We start from the raw sequence: 16,559 nt of genomic DNA, 5'->3' as shown, positions 1-16,559 counted from the left end.
GGATCTGGCCATGCACCGTGTCGCCGTACTCGCCCTCGAAGGCGTCCCCCCGTTCGAGCTCGGGATCCCCTCCCGGGTCTTCGGCAACGCCCAGGACGACGCCGGGAACCCGCTCTACGAGCTCACCGTCTGCACCGCCGACGGCCGGCCCGTGACCAGCGACGCGGGCTTCACCATCGGCGTCTCGGCGGGCCCCGAGGCCCTCGCCGCGGCCGACACCGTGATCATCCCGCCCACGCACGCCATGGACGAGCTCGCCCGGGGCGAGGCCCTGCCGCAGGCGCTCGTCGACGCCCTCGCCGCGATCCGGCCCGGCACCCGGCTGGTCTCCCTCTGCACCGGCTCCTACGTCCTCGCCGCCGCGGGTCTGCTCGACGGCCGGCCCGCCACCACGCACTGGCTGCACGCCCCCGAGTTCCAGCGGGGCTTCCCGCGCGTCCGGCTCGACGAGGAGGTCCTCTTCGTCGACGACGGCGACATCCTCACCTCGGCCGGCGTGGCCGCGGGCGTCGACCTCTGCCTCTACATGATCCGCCAGGACCACGGCACCGCCGTGGCCAACCGCGCCGCCCGGCTGTGCGTCGTACCGCCCTGGCGCGACGGCGGCCAGGCCCAGTACATCGACCGCCCCGTCCCCGCCCCCACCGTCGCCACCACCACCGCCACCCGCGCCTGGGCCCTGGAACGCCTCGCCGAGCCGATCACCCTCGCCGAGCTCGCCGCCCACGCCCGGATGAGCCTGCGCACCTTCACCCGGCGCTTCCGCGACGAGGTCGGCATGACCCCCGTCCAGTGGCTCACCGGCCAGCGCCTGGAGATCGCCCGCCAGCTGCTGGAGTCCAGCGACCTGCCCGTCGACCTCGTCGCGCACCGGTCCGGCTTCGGCTCGGCGAACTCCCTGCGCCAGCACATGCGGACCGCCTTCGGGGTCTCCCCGATCGCCTACCGCCGCACCTTCGGCCCGCACACCGCGCGGCCGGAGGCGGTCGCGCAGACGGCCCCGGAGACGACTCCGGAGATGACCCCGGAGGTAATCGCCCCGGCCGCCGCCCGCTGACAGGATCGTTCCAGCGGCCCGGAACACCGGGCCCGTCGACAGGGGGAACGACCATGACCGCGTACGCCATCGGCCACATCCGTCCCGAGACCATGAACGAGGACGTCCTGCGCTACATCGAGGAGATCCAGTCGACCATGGATCCCTTCGAGGGCCGCTTCCTCGTCCACGGCAACCCGGTCGAGGTCCTGGAGGGCTCCTTCCCCGGCGACCTCGTGATCATCGCCTTCCCGGACATCGAGCGCGCCCGGGCCTGGTACGCGTCCCCCGCCTACCAGGAGATCCTCCCCCTGCGCAGCCGCCACATCCCCGGCGACATCCTCCTCGTCGAGGGCGTTCCGGCGGGCTACGACGCCACGAGGACCGCCGCCGCCCTCCGCGGGTCCGCCGGCCTCTGAGCCCGCCCCCGCCGGCCGGCCGCGGGTGGCGGGGCCGGCGCCGTCCGCGGGGTGCGAGCATGGGCCGTATGCCTACTCACCTGATCACCGGTGCCGGATCCGGCATCGGCGCCGCCGTAGCCGCCCGCCTGCACGCCCGCGGCGACGACCTCGTCCTGCTCGCCCGCGACGCCGCCCGCGCCCGGCAGCTCGTCGAGCGCTACCCCGGCGCGCGGACCCTCGTGGGCGACCTCGCCGATCCCGACCGGCTGTCCTGGGCCTTCTCCAAGCAGCCGGTCCCCGAGCGGATCGACTCCCTCCTGCACATCGCCGGGATCGTCGACCTCGGACCCGTCGGAGATCTGCGCCCCAAGACCTGGCACCAGCAGCTCAACGTCAACCTGATCGCCCCCGCCGAGGTGACCCGGCTGCTGCTGCCCACCCTGCGGGCCTCCAAGGCCACCGTCGTCTTCGTGAACTCCGGCGCCGGCCTCACCGCCCACGCGGACTGGAGCGCCTACGCCGCCTCCAAGCACGGCCTCAAGGCCCTCGCCGACTCCCTGCGCGCCGAGGAGAAGCCGAACGGCATCCGCGTCACCTCGGTCTACCCGGGCCGCACGGCAAGCCCGATGCAGGCCAAGGTGCACTCCCAGGAGGGCAAGGAGTACGACCCCGCCCGCTGGATCGACCCCGAGTCGGTGGCGACCACCATCGTCATGGCCGTGGACCTCCCGCGCGACGCCGAGGTCAACGACCTGACCGTCAGGCCCGGCCGATGACCGCGAGCGCCACCGGCGTCGGCTCGCTGCCCGGCGGCGACGCCCGCGAGGCCGCCAAGACCGTCACCGGGTCCTTCGAGGAGTTCCCCTACCTCGCCGAGCTGCCCGCCCGCGGACCCGGCGCGGACATGATCGGCCGCTCCCTCGGCCTCCTCGTCGACCTGTACGCCCACGTGGAGCCGAGCGGCTGGCGGATCAGCGACCGGCCGGGCCGCGACACCCGCCGCGCCCGCTCCTGGCTCGGCGAGGACCTCGACGCCCTGGAGGAGTTCACCCAGGGGTACACCGGCAAGCTCAAGGTCCAGGCCGTCGGGCCGTGGACCCTGGCCGCCGCGCTGGAGCTGCACGGCGGCGAGGCCCTGCTCCAGGACCCCGGCGCCTGCCGGGACCTCGCCGGATCCCTCGCCGAGGGCCTGCGCGGCCACCTGGCCGACGTGCGCAAGCGGATCCCCGGCGCCGAGATCGTCCTCCAGTACGACGAGCCCTCGCTCACCGCCGTCCTGCTCGGCCGGGTCCGCTCCGCCAGCGGCTACCGCACCTACCGGGCCGTCGACCGGCAGGTCGTCGAATCCGCCCTGCGGGAGCTGTTCGCCGTCCACGACGGGGAGGTGATCGTGCACTCCTGCGCCCCCGAGGTCCCCTTCGGCCTGCTGCGCCGGGCGGGCGCCACGGGCGTGTCGTTCGATTTCTCCTTGCTCACCGAGCGCGAGGACGACGCCATCGGGGAGGCCGTCGAAGACGGTGTGAAACTCTTCGCCGGAGTGGTGCCGGGCACCGACGGCCCGTTGTCGGACCCGGGCGGTAGCGTCATGGGTGTCAGGAAGCTCTGGCGCAGGCTGGGGCTGGCTCCGGGGACTCTCGCCGAGTCCGTCGTGGTCACCCCCTCGTGCGGTCTGGCGGGCGCCTCGCCCGCGTACGCCCGCGCGGTGCAGGCCCATTGCGTCAGGGCGGCGAGGTCGCTCGCCGACAACCCTGAGTGACGGTCGAGACGGGCCACGGGAGGACACGGCATGGCAGCCGAACAGCAGGACACGGCGGTACCGACGGCGGTGCGCGAGCAGCACGGGCTGCTCGCCGAGCAGGTCGAGGAGCACCGCTTCCGGTACTACGTCAGCGACCAGCCGGTCGTCAGCGACGCCGAGTTCGACCGGCTGCTGCGCTCGCTGGAGGCCCTGGAGGAGCAGTACCCCGAGCTGCGCACGCCCGACTCGCCCACCCAGAAGGTGGCCGGGGCGTACGAGACGGACTTCGCCTCCGTCGAGCACCGCGAGCGCATGCTCTCCCTCGACAACGCCTTCGACGACGAGGAACTGGCCGCCTGGGCCGAGCGCGTGGCCCGCGACGTGAACACCCCGGACTTCCACTACCTGTGCGAGCTCAAGGTGGACGGCCTCGCCGTCAACCTCACCTACGAGAACGGCCGCCTGACCCGGGCCGCCACCCGCGGCGACGGCCGCACCGGTGAGGACATCACGCCCAACGTCCGCACCATCGCCGAGATCCCGGACCGGCTCAAGGGAGACCGGATCCCGGCCCTCGTCGAGATCCGCGGCGAGGTCTTCTTCCCGATGGAGAAGTTCGAGGAGCTCAACGCCCGGCTCGTGGAGGCCCAGGGCAAGCCCTTCGCCAACCCGCGCAACGCGGCCGCCGGTTCGCTGCGCCAGAAGGACCCGAAGGTCACCGCGAGCCGCCCGCTGCACATGGTGGTGCACGGCATCGGCGCCCGCGAGGGCTTCGCCATCGAGCGCCAGTCCCAGGCGTACGAGCTGCTCCACGAGTGGGGCCTGCCCACCGCCCGGCACAACAAGGTCGTCTCCTCGCTCGCCGAAGTCCGCGAGTTCATCGCGTACTTCGGGGAGAACCGGCACTCGGTGGAACACGAGATCGACGGCGTGGTCGTCAAGCTCGACGAGATCGCCCTCCAGGGCCGGCTCGGCTCCACCGCCCGCGCCCCGCGCTGGGCGATCGCCTGGAAGTACGCCCCGGAAGAGGTCAACAGCAAGCTGATCGACATCAAGGTCGGGGTCGGCCGCACCGGGCGCGTCACCCCGTACGCGCAGGTGGAGCCGGTCACGGTGGCGGGCTCCGAGGTGGAGTTCGCGACCCTGCACAACCAGGAGGTCGTCAAGGCCAAGGGCGTGCTCATCGGGGACACCGTCGTGCTCCGCAAGGCGGGAGACGTCATCCCCGAGATCCTGGGCCCGGTGGTGGACCTGCGCGACGGCAGCGAGCGGGAGTTCGTGATGCCCGAGCAGTGCCCCGAGTGCGGGACGGCGCTGCGGCCGATGAAGGAGGGGGACATCGACGTCCGCTGCCCCAACGGCCAGTCCTGCCCGGCGCAGTTGCGCGAGCGGCTCTACTACCTCGCCGGCAGACAGAGCCTGGACATCGAGAACTTCGGCATCGTCGCGGCCGCCGCGCTCACCGGCCCGCTGGAGCCCGCCGAGCCGCCGCTGCGCGACGAGGGCGACCTCTTCGGCCTCACCATCGAGCAGCTGCTGCCCATCAAGGCGTACGTCCTCGACCAGGACAGCGGGCTGCCCAAGCGGGACCCGAAGACGGGCGAGGAGAAGATCGTCACGGTCTTCGCCAACCAGAAGGGCGAGCCCAAGAAGAACGCCCTGGCCATGCTGGAGAACATCGCGGCGGCCAAGGAGCGCCCGCTCGCCCGCGTCATCAACGGCCTGTCGATCCGGCACGTCGGCCCGGTCGCGGCGGAGGCCCTGGCCCGGGAGTTCCGGTCGATCGAGCGCATCGAGCAGGCCACCGAGGAGGAGCTGACCGCCACCGAGGGCGTCGGGGCGATCATCGCCGCCTCCCTCAAGGAGTGGTTCGCCGTCGAGTGGCACCAGGAGATCCTGCGCAAGTGGCGGGAGGCCGGTGTCCGGATGGAAGAGGAAGGTTCCGCCGAGGAGGAGGGCCCGCGTCCGCTGGAGGGGCTGACCGTGGTCGTCACCGGCACTCTGCAGAGCCACACCCGTGACGGCGCCAAGGAGGCCCTGCAGAGCCGGGGCGCCAAGGTGACCGGATCGGTGTCGAAGAAGACCTCCTTCGTCGTGGTCGGGGACAATCCCGGCTCCAAGTACGACAAGGCCATGCAGCTGGGGCTGGCCGTCCTCGACGACGCGGGCTTCGCCGTCCTGCTGGAGCAGGGCCCGGACGCGGCCCGCGAGGCGGCGCTGCCGGCCGAGGGCGCGGGCGCGGCACAGGAGTAGCCCGTACGGGAGTCCCCCGCGGGGAGTGGCGAAGGCGATCGGATGCGTGGCGTGCGTCCGTACGGGCGGGCGCACGCCCGGCGCGGGGTCCGGTGGTAAACGGCCGGTACAGGGCTGGTCGTGGGGCGGTGAGCTGTCGGATCATCGGATGGGTGAGCCGGGGGTCCTGGTCCAAACTCACCCGTTCGGCGGATACCGTACTGATGAGGATGGCTGGGTCGCATTCGGGCAACCACCGCCGACAGCTGCCCCTGGGAGCCTCTCGCGTCCTACTGTTGTGGGGTGCGCCTGTCGTGCACGGCTGCCTGATGCGCTTCCGGCCGTGATGGCATGACATCGGGGCCATCGCGTGACATCGGCATCGCCGGCTGTGAGAGGGACGGGCATGAAACCCACCGAAAGCGCCGACCCGTCACCTGAATTCGGCGGGGACATCCCGCCCATGCGGGCGGGCCGGCTCGGTGTCCTGGGAGCCAGGACACCGGAGACCCGTGCCCTCGACAGCGGACCGGGCGGCGGGACGGGGCAGGAGCGGGGTCGCACCGTGCTGCCCCTCGTCGTCGTGGGCCTGTCCGCCGTCGTGCTCCTCGGCGGCATCGCCCTGGCACTGACCGACCGTCAGGCACTCTTCCCCGGGGGCACCGTCGGCTGGGCGCTGGCCCTGCTCACGGGCATCATCGTCGGCCACCTCGTGGCGCTGGGCCGGGACCGCTGGTGGGGCGGCACCGGATCGGGCGCGGCCCTCACCCTCGGCGTGCTCATCCTCTACGGCTGGATCCCGGCCGGACTCGTCTCGCTCGCGGTGGTCTCCCTGGTCGGGGCGGCCCGCCGGCACCGCTGGCGCCAGGGCCTGCTGCACGGCTCCGTCGACATCCTCGGTATCGGCGCCGGGGCCCTCGTCCTGGCCGCCTTCGGCGACGCCCCGACCGTCGGGGCGCCCTGGTCGCCCACCACCTGGGACCTCGCGGCCGTCCCCGAGGTGGTCCTGGTGGCCGTCTCCTACCTGCTCGTCACCCGGGTCCTGCTGTGGTTCGCGCTGACCCCGCGCGGCGGCGGGCTGCCCACCGTGGCCCGTACCGCCCTGATCCGGCAGGCGCTCGTCGCCGCGGCCCTGCTCGGCATCGCCCCGCTGATCTGCGTGGTGGCCAGCACCCAGCCGGTGCTGCTGCCGCTGTTCGCCGTACCGCTCATCGCCCTCGACTCCACCCTGTGGATCGCGCGGGCCCGCGCCGAGGAGCAGCTGCGCGACCCGCTGACCGGGCTGCCGAACCGGCAGTGGCTGCTGGAGCGGGCCTGGTCCGCGCTGGACGAGGCCGAACGGCTGGGCACCCGCTCGGCCCTGGTGCTGATCGACCTGGACCGCTTCCGCGCCGTCAACGACACCCTCGGCCACCTGGCGGGGGACCGGCTGCTGCTCCAGATCGCCGACCGGCTGCGCCAGGCCCTCCCGCCCGACGCCGAGGCGGCCCGGCTCGGCGGCGACGAGTTCGCCGTGCTGCTGCCCTTCGCGGACTCCACCACCAGCGCCCAGCGGGTCGCCCGCCACCTGGTCGCCGAGCTCAGCTCCCCGCTCGACCTGGACGGCCTCACCCTCGTCCTGGAGGCCAGCGCCGGCCTCGCCGTCTTCCCCGACCACGCGCTGGACGCGGAGGGGCTGCTGCGGCGGGCCGACGTCGCCATGTACCAGGCCAAGCGCGACCGCACCGGCGTGGAGGTGTACGAGTCCAAGCGCGACAGCAACACCCCCGACCGGCTCGGCCTCCTCGGCGACCTGCGGCGGGCCCTGGACGCCGGCGAGGTGGAACTCCACTACCAGCCGAAGGTCCGCTTCGACGGGCAGGTGGCGGGGCTGGAGGCGCTCGTCCGCTGGGTGCACCCGGAGCGGGGCAGGGTCTCGCCCGACGAGTTCATCGCGATCGCCGAGACCTCCGGGCTGATGCCGCACCTGACGGAGTACGTCCTGGAGACCGCCCTCGCGCAGGTCGCGCGCTGGCGGGCGCAGGGCCTGAAGGTCCCGGTCGCCGTCAACGTCTCACCGCGTGACGTCCACACCCCGGGCTTCGCCGGAGCGGTCGCGGCGCGCCTGGCCCGGCACGGGGTCCCGGCGAGCGGCCTCCAGCTGGAGATAACGGAGCACGTGCTGCTGGAGGACCCCCAGCGGGCGGCCGACACCATGGCCGGGCTGACCGGCCACGGCGTGAAGATGTCCCTGGACGACTTCGGCACCGGCTACTCCTCGCTCGTGCACCTGCGCCGGCTCCCGGTCAGCGAGCTGAAGATCGACCGCTCCTTCGTGGCCCGCCTGGCGGTGGACGCGCAGGACGCGGAGATCGTGCGCTGCACCGTCGACCTGGCGCACTCCCTCGGGCTGCTGGTCGTCGCCGAGGGAGTGGAGGACGACGAGACCTGGGAACGCCTGCGGGACCTGGGCTGCGACGCCGTCCAGGGATGGCTGGTCGCCGCCGCCATGCCGCCCCAGGAGGCGACGGCCTGGCTCCTGGCGCGCGGTGAACGCGGCTGGCGCCGCCCGGCAGACATCACGGCGGAACTCGCCGCCGCGGCCGCCGCCACGTCGGAGACGCCGACCGGTTCCGCCTCCTGACGCGGGGGTCCGGGGGTAACCGTTTAGTGGGTCGGGGCCGGGCCCCATAGGATTGGGCCCGAAACCTACACACTCACCACCCCCAGAGGATCGCTGCATGCCTGGCATCACGCGCGAGGAGGTCGCCCACCTCGCTCGGCTGGCGCGTCTGGAGCTGAAGAGCGAAGAGCTCGACCACTTCGCAGGACAGCTCGACGACATCATCGGCGCGGTCGCCCGCGTTTCCGAGGTCGCCGACCAAGACGTCCCGCCGACCTCCCACCCGCTGCCGCTGACGAACGTCATGCGCGCGGACGAGGTCCGTCCGTCGCTCACCCCCGAGCAGGCGCTTTCCGGCGCTCCCGCCCAGGAGCAGCAGCGTTTCAAGGTGCCGCAGATCCTGGGGGAGGACTAACAGTCATGATCGACATCATCAAGCTCACGGCCGCGCAGACCGCCGAGAAGATCGCCTCCGGCGAGCTCACGGCCGTCGAGGTCACCGAGGCCCACCTGGCCCGGATCGAGGCGACCGACGAGAAGGTCCACGCCTTCCTGCACGTCGACCGCGAGGGCGCCCTCGCGCAGGCCCGCGCCGTCGACGCCAAGAAGGCCGCCGGCGAGGAGCTCGGCCCGCTGGCCGGCGTCCCGCTCGCGCTCAAGGACATCTTCACCACCGTCGGGGTCCCGACCACCGTCGGTTCGAAGATCCTCGAAGGCTGGATCCCGCCCTACGACGCCACCCTGACGCGCAAGCTGAAGGAAGCCGACGTCGTCATCCTCGGCAAGACCAACATGGACGAGTTCGCCATGGGGTCCTCCACCGAGAACAGCGCCTACGGCCCCACCGGCAACCCCTGGGACCTCACCCGGATCCCCGGCGGCTCCGGCGGCGGCAGCGCCGCGGCCCTCGCTGCGTTCCAGGCCCCGCTCGCCATCGGCACGGACACCGGCGGTTCCATCCGCCAGCCCGCCGCCGTCACCGGCACCGTCGGCGTCAAGCCCACCTACGGCGGCGTCTCCCGCTACGGCATGGTGGCCTTCTCCTCCTCCCTCGACCAGGGCGGACCCTGCGCCCGTACGGTCCTGGACGCGGCCCTGCTCCACGAGGTCATCGCCGGCCACGACCCGCTCGACTCCACCTCCATCGACGCCCCGGTACCGCCGGTCGTCGAGGCGGCCCGCAACGGCTCCGTCGCCGGCATGCGCGTCGGTGTGGTCAAGCAGTTCGCCGGCGAGGGCTACCAGGCCGGCGTCGTCCAGCGCTTCAACGAGTCGGTGGAGCTCCTCAAGGAGCTCGGCGCCGAGATCGTCGAGCTGGACTGCCCGTCGTTCGACCTCGCGATGGCCGCGTACTACCTGATCGCGCCGTCCGAGTGCTCCTCGAACCTCGCCCGCTTCGACGCCATGCGCTACGGCCTGCGCGTCGGCGACGACGGCACCAAGTCCGCCGAGGACGTCACCGCCCTGACCCGCGAGGCCGGCTTCGGCGACGAGGTCAAGCGCCGCATCATCCTCGGCACGTACGCGCTCAGCTCCGGCTACTACGACGCGTACTACGGTTCCGCCCAGAAGGTCCGCACGCTCATCACCAAGGACTTCGAGAAGTCCTTCGAGCAGGTCGACGTGATCGTCTCCCCGACGACCCCGACCACCGCCTTCGCCATCGGTGAGCGCACCGACGACCCGCTGGCGATGTACCTCGCGGACCTGTGCACCATCCCGACCAACCTGGCCGGCAACTCCGCCATGTCGCTCCCCTGCGGCCTGGCCCCGGAGGACGGTCTCCCGGTCGGACTGCAGATCATCGCCCCCGCGATGAAGGACGACCGGCTGTACAAGGTCGGTGCCGCCGTCGAGGCCGCCTTCGTCGAGCGCTGGGGGCACCCGCTGCTTGAGGAGGCACCGTCGCTGTGAGTTCGAGTGCGCTGTCCAAGGCCAAGGGCTTCAAGAAGTCCAAGTCCGGTACGTACCTGTCGATCGGCACCACCGCCTTCGGTGCCATCAGCGTGATCAAGCAGGCCCGCAAGGCCCGCACCGAGCACGACACGCTGAAGCTGGTCGACGCCGTCGTGTCCGCCGCCGCCATCGTCACCGGTCTCGCGATCCTGTACCGCGAGCTGAAGCGCCTGGGCGACGACGACGTCCTGCTGGGCTGAGAGGGAAAGTTTCACCGTGACCACCTTCACCGAACTGCTGTCGTACGAAGACGCCCTCGCGTCGTACGACCCCGTCATGGGCCTTGAGGTCCATGTCGAGCTCGGCACCAAGACCAAGATGTTCTGCGGCTGTTCCACCGAGCTGGGCGCCGAGCCCAACTCGCAGACCTGCCCCACCTGCCTCGGTCTGCCCGGCTCGCTCCCGGTCGTCAACGCGATCGGCGTCGAGTCGGCCATCAAGATCGGTCTCGCGCTGAACTGCGAGATCGCCGAGTGGTGCCGCTTCGCCCGGAAGAACTACTTCTACCCGGACATGCCGAAGAACTTCCAGACCTCCCAGTACGACGAGCCGATCGCCTTCAACGGCTTCCTCGACGTACAGCTGGAGGACGGCGAGATCTTCCGCGTGGAGATCGAGCGCGCCCACATGGAGGAGGACACCGGCAAGTCGCTGCACGTCGGCGGTGCCACCGGCCGCATCCACGGCGCGTCCCACTCCCTGCTGGACTACAACCGCGCCGGCATCCCGCTCATCGAGATCGTCACCAAGCCGATCGAGGGCGCGGGCGAGCGCGCCCCCGAGGTCGCCAAGGCGTACGTGGCCGAGCTGCGCGAGGTCATCAAGGCGCTCGGCGTCTCCGAGGCCCGCATGGACAAGGGCCAGATGCGCTGCGACGTGAACCTGTCGCTGCGCCCGAACGGGACGAAGGAATTCGGCACCCGCTCGGAGACGAAGAACGTCAACTCGCTGCGCTCCGTCGAGCGTGCGGCGCGCTTCGAGATCCAGCGCCACGCGGCCGTGCTGTCGTCCGGCGGCTCGATCGTGCAGGAGACCCGGCACTTCCACGAGGAGGACGGCTCCACCACGGCCGGCCGCATCAAGGACAACGCCGAGGACTACCGGTACTTCCCGGAGCCCGACCTCGTCCCCGTCGCCCCGGCCCGTGACTGGGTCGAGGAGCTGCGCGGCGGCCTGCCCGAGATGCCGCGCGTGCGCCGCAACCGCCTCCGCGAGGAGTGGGGCGTGAACGAGCACGACATGCAGTCGATCCTCAACGCGGGCGCGGTGGACTCCATCGTCGCCACCATCGAGGCCGGCGCCGACTCGACCGCCGCCCGCAAGTGGTGGATGGGCGAGCTGGCCCGCAACGCCAACGAGCAGGGCGTCGTCGTCGACGAGCTGCCGATCACCCCGGCCCAGGTGGCCCGGGTCGCGGCCCTGGTCGCGGCCGGCGACCTGAACGACAAGCTGGCCCGCCAGGTCATCGAGGGCGTCCTCGCCGGCGAGGGCACCCCGGACGAGGTCGTCGAGAAGCGAGGCCTGAAGGTCGTCTCGGACGAGGGCGCGCTCGGCGCGGCCGTGGACGAGGCCATCGCGGGCAACGCGGCCATCGCGGACAAGATCCGCGGCGGCAAGGTCGCGGCCGTGGGCGCCCTGGTCGGCGCGGTCATGAAGACCACCCGCGGCCAGGCCGACGCGGCCCGCGTCAAGGAGCTCATCCTGGAGCGCCTGGGCGTCTCCGAGGGCTGAGCCGGCGGATCACCGCCCAACGCGAGGGGCCGCGCCCGGGATCTCCCGGGCGCGGCCCCTCCGCCGTTCTGCCGCGGCGCGGTCGCTCAGTGAGCGGCCTCCCGGCCGAGGAAGGCCAGGCGGGCGGGCTTGGCCGGGAGGAAGACCTCGGGGAGGTCGACCTCCGGGAGCTCCACCTCCGGACCGAGTACGAAGCCGGAGCGCTCCAGCAGGGAGATGGCCTTGGCGTTGCGGGCGTCCGGCTCGGCGACCACCCGGCGGGCGCCCCCGTCGGAGAACAGGTAGGCGAGGAAGGCCTCGATCAGGGTCCCCGTGAAGCCGTGCCGGGCCGCGCCGCCGCTGGGGCCGATCAGCAGGTGCACGCCGACGTCCCCGGGCCGGACCTCGTAGCACTCGCTGACCCGGTCCTCGGCGCAGTCGTACGTCTGGAACAGCGCCACCGGCTCGCCGTCGAGGCCGACCATGAAGGCGTGGTGGGTGGTGCGGCGGTCCACGTCCTCGTAGATCTCCTGCACCAGCTCGCGGCCGGCCCCGTTCATGCCCCAGAAGCGGGCGCGCTCCTCGGTGACCCAGCTGTGGATCAGCGCGGAGTCGGCGGCGGGGTCCACGGGGGTGATGGTGATCGTGCCGAAGCCCTCGACGGTGCGGGTGTGGACGGGGGTACGGGTGCTGATCATGCGGTTTCCTTGGTCAGACGGGTCCAGTCGGTGACGACCGGGACGAGGGCGCAGTCGGCCCAGAGCGGGAGCTGGTCGCGGTGGTGGGGGGAGCCGGTGACGCCGTCCGCGCCCAGGGGGACGGCCCAGAGGCTGTTCTCGCGCTCGGCCAGGTCCCAGACGTAGCGGGCCGCGGAGGCGCGGGCGGTGCGGTCGGTGAACCCGGGGACGGAGGAGGTGGCGTTGACGCAGTCGTGGTCGCCGCCGAGGCCGGGCCACTGCGCCTGCGGGTCGGGGACCGCCTGCCACGGGGCGAGGACGTGCACCTCCGACCAGGGGGTGTCGGGGAGGTCCGCGGCGGCCGTCTCCTCCAGGGCGGCGCGGACGTGCGCCGCCCGGTCCAGGGCGGGCAGCAGGGTGGTGGTGAGCAGCCTCTCCAGGGCGTAGCCGACGCGCGGGACCAGGTACAGCCACGGGTGGAACACGTCGGGGCCGGCCGGGGCCCCGGCCAGCCCCGCGAAGACCGGGTCCGCCGCGAGACGGCGTACGGTCGCGGTGCGCAGGGCCGAGAAGACGGTGGCGTCGGTGCTGTCGGCCTCCATGTGCCGGTCCCACGCGAGCAGTCGGGCCCGCAGCTTCTCGGCGGCCGGGGAGAGGGAGTCGAGCGCGGGAAGCAGGGCGAGCAGGGGCTCGGCCGACGCGAGGTGCGTGTCCCGGTGTACGTCGGCCATCGCGCCGGGCGTCCAGTCCGTCGAGCCGCTGAGCAGCGCGCGGATGCGGTTGGCGCGGTGCGGGGGCGCGAACTCCACGCCGAGGGGGGAGGCGATGCCGCGCGCGTTCGCCATGACGGCGAAGCCCTGCACCGGCTCGGCGGGGGCCGCCGTCCAGCCCTGCCAGGCGTGCCGCGGCTCCCAGGCGGGCACCGGGCGGAGCCGGTTGGCGGGGTCGCGCAGCGGGACGGCGCCCGCGACGCGGTGCAGGAGGCCGCCCTCGGTGTCGGCGGCGTGGACGACGTTGACGGGCTCGGCCCAGCCGTCGAGGGCGCGGTCGACGTCGGCGACGGTGCGGGCGCGGAGCAGGGCGGGCAGGGCGGCGAAGCCGAGGTCCGCGCGGACGCGGGGCGGGTAGCGGAGGGAGAGGGTCTGGGGGGCGTCGGGGGCGGCCGCGGTGTTCGGGGCGTCTGTGGGGGCGCCGGTGGCGGCCGGGGCGTACTCGGTGTCCTCGGCGTCCTCGGCGTCCACGAGGTCCGGGGCGTCCTCGTCGGCCGGGCGGATGATCACCGGGCCGCGGCGGGTCTCCAGGACCTCGACCTCCACGTCCGGGCCCCCGGCAACGGTGACGGTCTCCGTGTGCCGGGTCACCGGCTCCCAGGTGCCGTCCGGGCCGAGGGCCTCCACCCCGTCCCCGTCGGCCGTGTTCCTGAGCCGCTCGACGTAGAGGTCCTGGTAGTCGGCCATGGCGTTGGTGATCGCCCAGGCGACGCCGCCCGTGTGCCCGAAGTGGCCGAGCCCGGGGACGCCGGGGACCGCCAGGCCGAGGACGTCGAACTCGGGGCAGGCCAGGCGTATCTGCTGGTAGACGCCGGGGTCCTCGATGAACCGGTGCGGGTCGCCCGCGATGATCGCCGCGCCGGTGGCGGTCCGCTCGCGCGGGACCAGCCAGCCGTTGCTGCCCGCGGTGCCCGGCCCGTCCGTCGCGAAGAGGGTGGCGGCCCCGGGACCCAGGGCGCGGGCCACGCGCTCGCGCCAGAGCTTGGTGGCGAAGCCCGCGAAGAGGATGTGGGTGCCGATCCAGATCGACAGCGGTACCCAGGGCTCCCAGGGCGTGGGGGTGTGGCCGGTGCGCGCGAACCGGTCGTCGCGGGCGGCGCCTTCGGCGAGGCCGGCGTTGACCCCGTCGACGTAGGCGCGGACCCAGGCCGCGGTGTCCGGGTCGAGGGCCTCGTGGCAGCGCCGGGCGGTGTCGTCGAGGCGGGCCTGGCGGGCGAACCGGTCCCAGGTGACGCAGTCGGGCCCGAGGAACGAGGCGCTGGAGCCCTGGGCGCGGTGCCGCTCGACCTCCAGCTGCCAGGCCCTGTCCACGGCCGTGACGCGGCCCTGGGCGTAGGAGAGCCGGAGGGCGTCGGACGCGCGGAGGTGGGGGATGCCCCAGCTGTCGCGGTAGACCTCGTAGGCCTCGGTAGTCACACTGCTCACACTCTTCCCCCAGTGTCTTAGGTTAGGCTGCCCTAACTATAAGGGTGCGGGGGGAAGGGGCGGACATGGCGGTCGGCAAGGGGGCTGGGAGCCGCGCACCCGACGATGTGGGTCCGCGCCTGGTTCGGGGGCGGCGGCAGGCCGCACCAGCGGGCCTACACCCTGGTCGACCCCGATCCGGCCGCCGGGACCTTCGCCTTCCAGTTCGTCCTGCACGACGGTCTCGCGAGCCGGTGGGCGCTCGGGGCCCGGCCCCGTGACACCCTCGAAGCCACCGTCCGGTTCGAGACGCAGCACCCCTCGGACGCGGGGCTGCCCGTCCGGGCCGGCGCGGCCCCGCGCGACGTCCGGCGGGTGCCGCGCGGCGGCACGGCCCCGGCCGACCGGGTCCGGGCCGAACTGCCGGAGCTGCTCGGCCCGGACCCGGCCTCGGCGTACGTCTGGCCGGCCTGCGACACCGCCACCACCCGCGCCCTGACGGCGTACCTGCGCAAGGACCTCGGCCTGCCGAAGCAGCGCGTGCACGCACTGGGCTACTGGCGTCCGGCCTGAGCCTGAGCATCCGCGTTCCGGGGGCTCAGGCCCCCACGGTGCCGTCGACGGCCTCGCGGAGGAAGTCCGCGTGGCCGTTGTGGCGGGCGTACTCGTGGATCATGTGCAGCATCACCAGCCGCAGCGAGGCGTCCGCCCCCCACTTCGGGACGTGCACCGTCACCTCCAGGGAAGCGGCGGCGGCCTCGACGGCGCGGGAGTGCTCGACCTCCGCCTCCCACGCGGCGAACGCCTCGGCCCGGGTCGAGCGGGAGGCGTCGTAGGCGGCCTGGAAGTCGTGCTCCGCGGACCACAGGTGCGGCACGACCGCTCCGCCGATCGTGCGGCGGAACCACTGCCGCTCCACCTCCGCCATGTGCCGGACCAGACCGAGCAGCGAGAGGGTCGACGGCGGTGAGGCCGGGCGGCGCAGTTCCTCGTCGGTGAGGCCCTCGCACTTCAGGGCGAGGGTGGCCCGGTGGAAGTCGAGGTACGCGCGCAGCGTCTCGCGTTCGGTCCCGGTCAGCGGAGGGTCGATGCGTTTCATGCCCAAGATCCTGCCCCCTCGTCCCCGCCCGGCAAAGGAGTTCCGGACACCCGGTTCCCGTCAGCGCCGCCGGAGGTACGGGGTCGTCACGCCCAGGACGCCGAAGCCCAGGCGCTCCAGGATGGGGCGGCTGTCGTCCGAGGCGTCCACCTGGAGGTACGGGATGCCGCGGGCCGCCGCGACGCGGGCGCGGTGGGCCACCAGCAGGCGGTAGATGCCCCGCCCGCGCCACTGCGGGTCGGTCCCGCCGCCCCACAGGCCGGCGAAGGAGCAGCCGGGCCGCATCTCCATGCGGGCCGCGCTGACGGGAACCTCGCCGGCCATCGCCAGCACGGCCTCGATCGTGTCCGGTTCGTCCCGCAGCAGGTTCAGCATCTGCTCCCGGATCCGCGGCCGCTCCCTGCCGAAGGCCCGCCGGTGGACCTCCATCATCAGGTCCACCCCGGCCTCGTCCGTGACCACCCGAAGGGTGATCCCCTCCGGCGGTTCCACCGACAGCGCGGCGAGGTCCCCGGTCCGGCCCACCAGTAGGGTCTCCGGCGGCTCCGGCACGAAGCCCGCCGCCCGCAGCCGGTCCCCGAGGTCGGCGGGCCGGTCGTGGGAGTAGAGCTTCCACTCGAACTCCCCGTCACCCCCGGCGTCCGCGTGGGCCCTGAAGTGTGCCACCTGCGCCGCGATCTCCGCGTCCGCCGTGTCCGCGTCGAGGTCCGACCACAGCACGCCGTTCCAGCCCAGCCCCGGCACGGTCTGCCGGACGACCGCACCCACCCGTTCCACCCGCGCGTTCGCGGCGTCGGGCACGGCGTCGCGCCGCATTTCCGCGTCGTAGCGGTCGCGCACCTTCAGCAGTTCGTCCTGATCCATCGTCATCGGGCCAGCTCACCAGGTGCCGGTCCGCTTCCACAACTGCAATAGCCTCGGCCCGTGAACCACG

14 protein-coding genes and 1 pseudogene are annotated in these 16,559 nt (G+C 73.1%); 11 read left to right on the top strand and 4 right to left on the bottom strand.

What is annotated here, in order from left to right; translation table 11 throughout:
• Positions 1 to 10: 10 nt before the first annotated feature.
• The 10 genes from SLAV_RS12180 to gatB all read left to right on the top strand — a co-directional run bounded on the left by SLAV_RS12180 (position 11) and on the right by gatB (position 11,696).
• Positions 11 to 1,057 (top strand): GlxA family transcriptional regulator, encoded by a 1,047-nt coding sequence (locus SLAV_RS12180; RefSeq protein ID WP_078950524.1) that lies wholly within the window; start codon positions 11 to 13, stop codon positions 1,055 to 1,057.
• Between the two features lie 53 nt (positions 1,058 to 1,110).
• The gene (locus tag SLAV_RS12175; RefSeq protein ID WP_030236109.1) at positions 1,111 to 1,455 is read left to right on the top strand and encodes a DUF1330 domain-containing protein; all 345 of its coding nucleotides are present in this window, start codon (positions 1,111 to 1,113) and stop codon (positions 1,453 to 1,455) included.
• A 68-nt stretch (positions 1,456 to 1,523) separates the two neighbouring features.
• A complete protein-coding gene (locus SLAV_RS12170; RefSeq protein WP_030236112.1) occupies positions 1,524 to 2,213 on the top strand; it encodes an SDR family oxidoreductase in 690 nt (229 codons plus the stop codon).
• Positions 2,210 to 3,193 (top strand): methionine synthase, encoded by a 984-nt coding sequence (locus SLAV_RS12165; RefSeq protein ID WP_030236115.1) that lies wholly within the window; start codon positions 2,210 to 2,212, stop codon positions 3,191 to 3,193. Before SLAV_RS12170 ends, SLAV_RS12165 begins: the two co-directional genes overlap by 4 nt.
• A 30-nt stretch (positions 3,194 to 3,223) precedes the next feature.
• Positions 3,224 to 5,428: an NAD-dependent DNA ligase LigA gene (gene ligA / locus SLAV_RS12160; RefSeq protein ID WP_030236117.1), complete on the top strand. Its 2,205-nt coding sequence runs from the start codon at positions 3,224 to 3,226 to the stop codon at positions 5,426 to 5,428.
• A 385-nt stretch (positions 5,429 to 5,813) separates the two neighbouring features.
• Complete coding sequence (locus SLAV_RS12155) at positions 5,814 to 8,030, top strand: putative bifunctional diguanylate cyclase/phosphodiesterase (RefSeq protein WP_234333779.1); 2,217 nt, start codon at positions 5,814 to 5,816, stop codon at positions 8,028 to 8,030.
• 97 nt (positions 8,031 to 8,127) lie between these two features.
• A complete protein-coding gene (gatC, locus tag SLAV_RS12150; protein ID WP_007266718.1) occupies positions 8,128 to 8,424 on the top strand; it encodes an Asp-tRNA(Asn)/Glu-tRNA(Gln) amidotransferase subunit GatC in 297 nt (98 codons plus the stop codon).
• Between the two features lie 5 nt (positions 8,425 to 8,429).
• Positions 8,430 to 9,923, top strand: a complete 1,494-nt coding sequence (gene gatA / locus SLAV_RS12145) for an Asp-tRNA(Asn)/Glu-tRNA(Gln) amidotransferase subunit GatA (RefSeq protein WP_030236122.1) — start codon at positions 8,430 to 8,432, stop codon at positions 9,921 to 9,923.
• Positions 9,920 to 10,165, top strand: a complete 246-nt coding sequence (locus SLAV_RS12140; protein WP_030236124.1) for a hypothetical protein — start codon at positions 9,920 to 9,922, stop codon at positions 10,163 to 10,165. Before gatA ends, SLAV_RS12140 begins: the two co-directional genes overlap by 4 nt.
• Before the next feature lie 76 nt (positions 10,166 to 10,241).
• Positions 10,242 to 11,696, top strand: coding sequence for an Asp-tRNA(Asn)/Glu-tRNA(Gln) amidotransferase subunit GatB (gene gatB / locus SLAV_RS12135; protein WP_051841262.1), 1,455 nt, complete (start codon positions 10,242 to 10,244; stop codon positions 11,694 to 11,696).
• Positions 11,697 to 11,782: 86 nt separating this feature from the next.
• Here gatB and SLAV_RS12130 read toward each other — a convergent pair whose 3' ends face one another.
• A complete protein-coding gene (locus SLAV_RS12130; protein WP_030236129.1) occupies positions 11,783 to 12,373 on the bottom strand; it encodes a GNAT family N-acetyltransferase in 591 nt (196 codons plus the stop codon).
• Positions 12,370 to 14,547 carry a penicillin acylase family protein gene (locus tag SLAV_RS12125; RefSeq protein ID WP_394298626.1) on the bottom strand — a complete coding sequence of 726 codons (2,178 nt, stop codon included), beginning with the start codon at positions 14,545 to 14,547 and terminating at the stop codon, positions 12,370 to 12,372. The genes SLAV_RS12130 and SLAV_RS12125 overlap by 4 nt, the downstream gene beginning before the upstream one ends.
• A 96-nt stretch (positions 14,548 to 14,643) precedes the next feature.
• On the opposite strand from SLAV_RS12125, the pseudogene SLAV_RS12120 reads away from it, so the two are divergent.
• Positions 14,644 to 15,099: pseudogene (locus tag SLAV_RS12120) on the top strand (siderophore-interacting protein); the annotation flags it as partial.
• A 25-nt stretch (positions 15,100 to 15,124) separates the two neighbouring features.
• Here the strand turns inward: SLAV_RS12120 and SLAV_RS12115 are convergent.
• Both SLAV_RS12115 and SLAV_RS12110 read right to left on the bottom strand, forming a co-directional pair.
• The gene (locus SLAV_RS12115; RefSeq protein WP_030236137.1) at positions 15,125 to 15,625 is read right to left on the bottom strand and encodes a DinB family protein; all 501 of its coding nucleotides are present in this window, start codon (positions 15,623 to 15,625) and stop codon (positions 15,125 to 15,127) included.
• Positions 15,626 to 15,685: 60 nt separating this feature from the next.
• Entirely contained in the window at positions 15,686 to 16,489 is an 804-nt protein-coding gene (locus SLAV_RS12110; protein ID WP_030236140.1) for a GNAT family N-acetyltransferase, read from the bottom strand.
• Positions 16,490 to 16,559: the final 70 nt, after the last annotated feature.

The sequence above is a fragment of the Streptomyces lavendulae subsp. lavendulae genome, from assembly GCF_002803845.1.
GTDB lineage: Bacteria > Actinomycetota > Actinomycetes > Streptomycetales > Streptomycetaceae > Streptomyces > Streptomyces lavendulae.
This window is presented reverse-complemented; position numbering and strand designations above follow the sequence as displayed.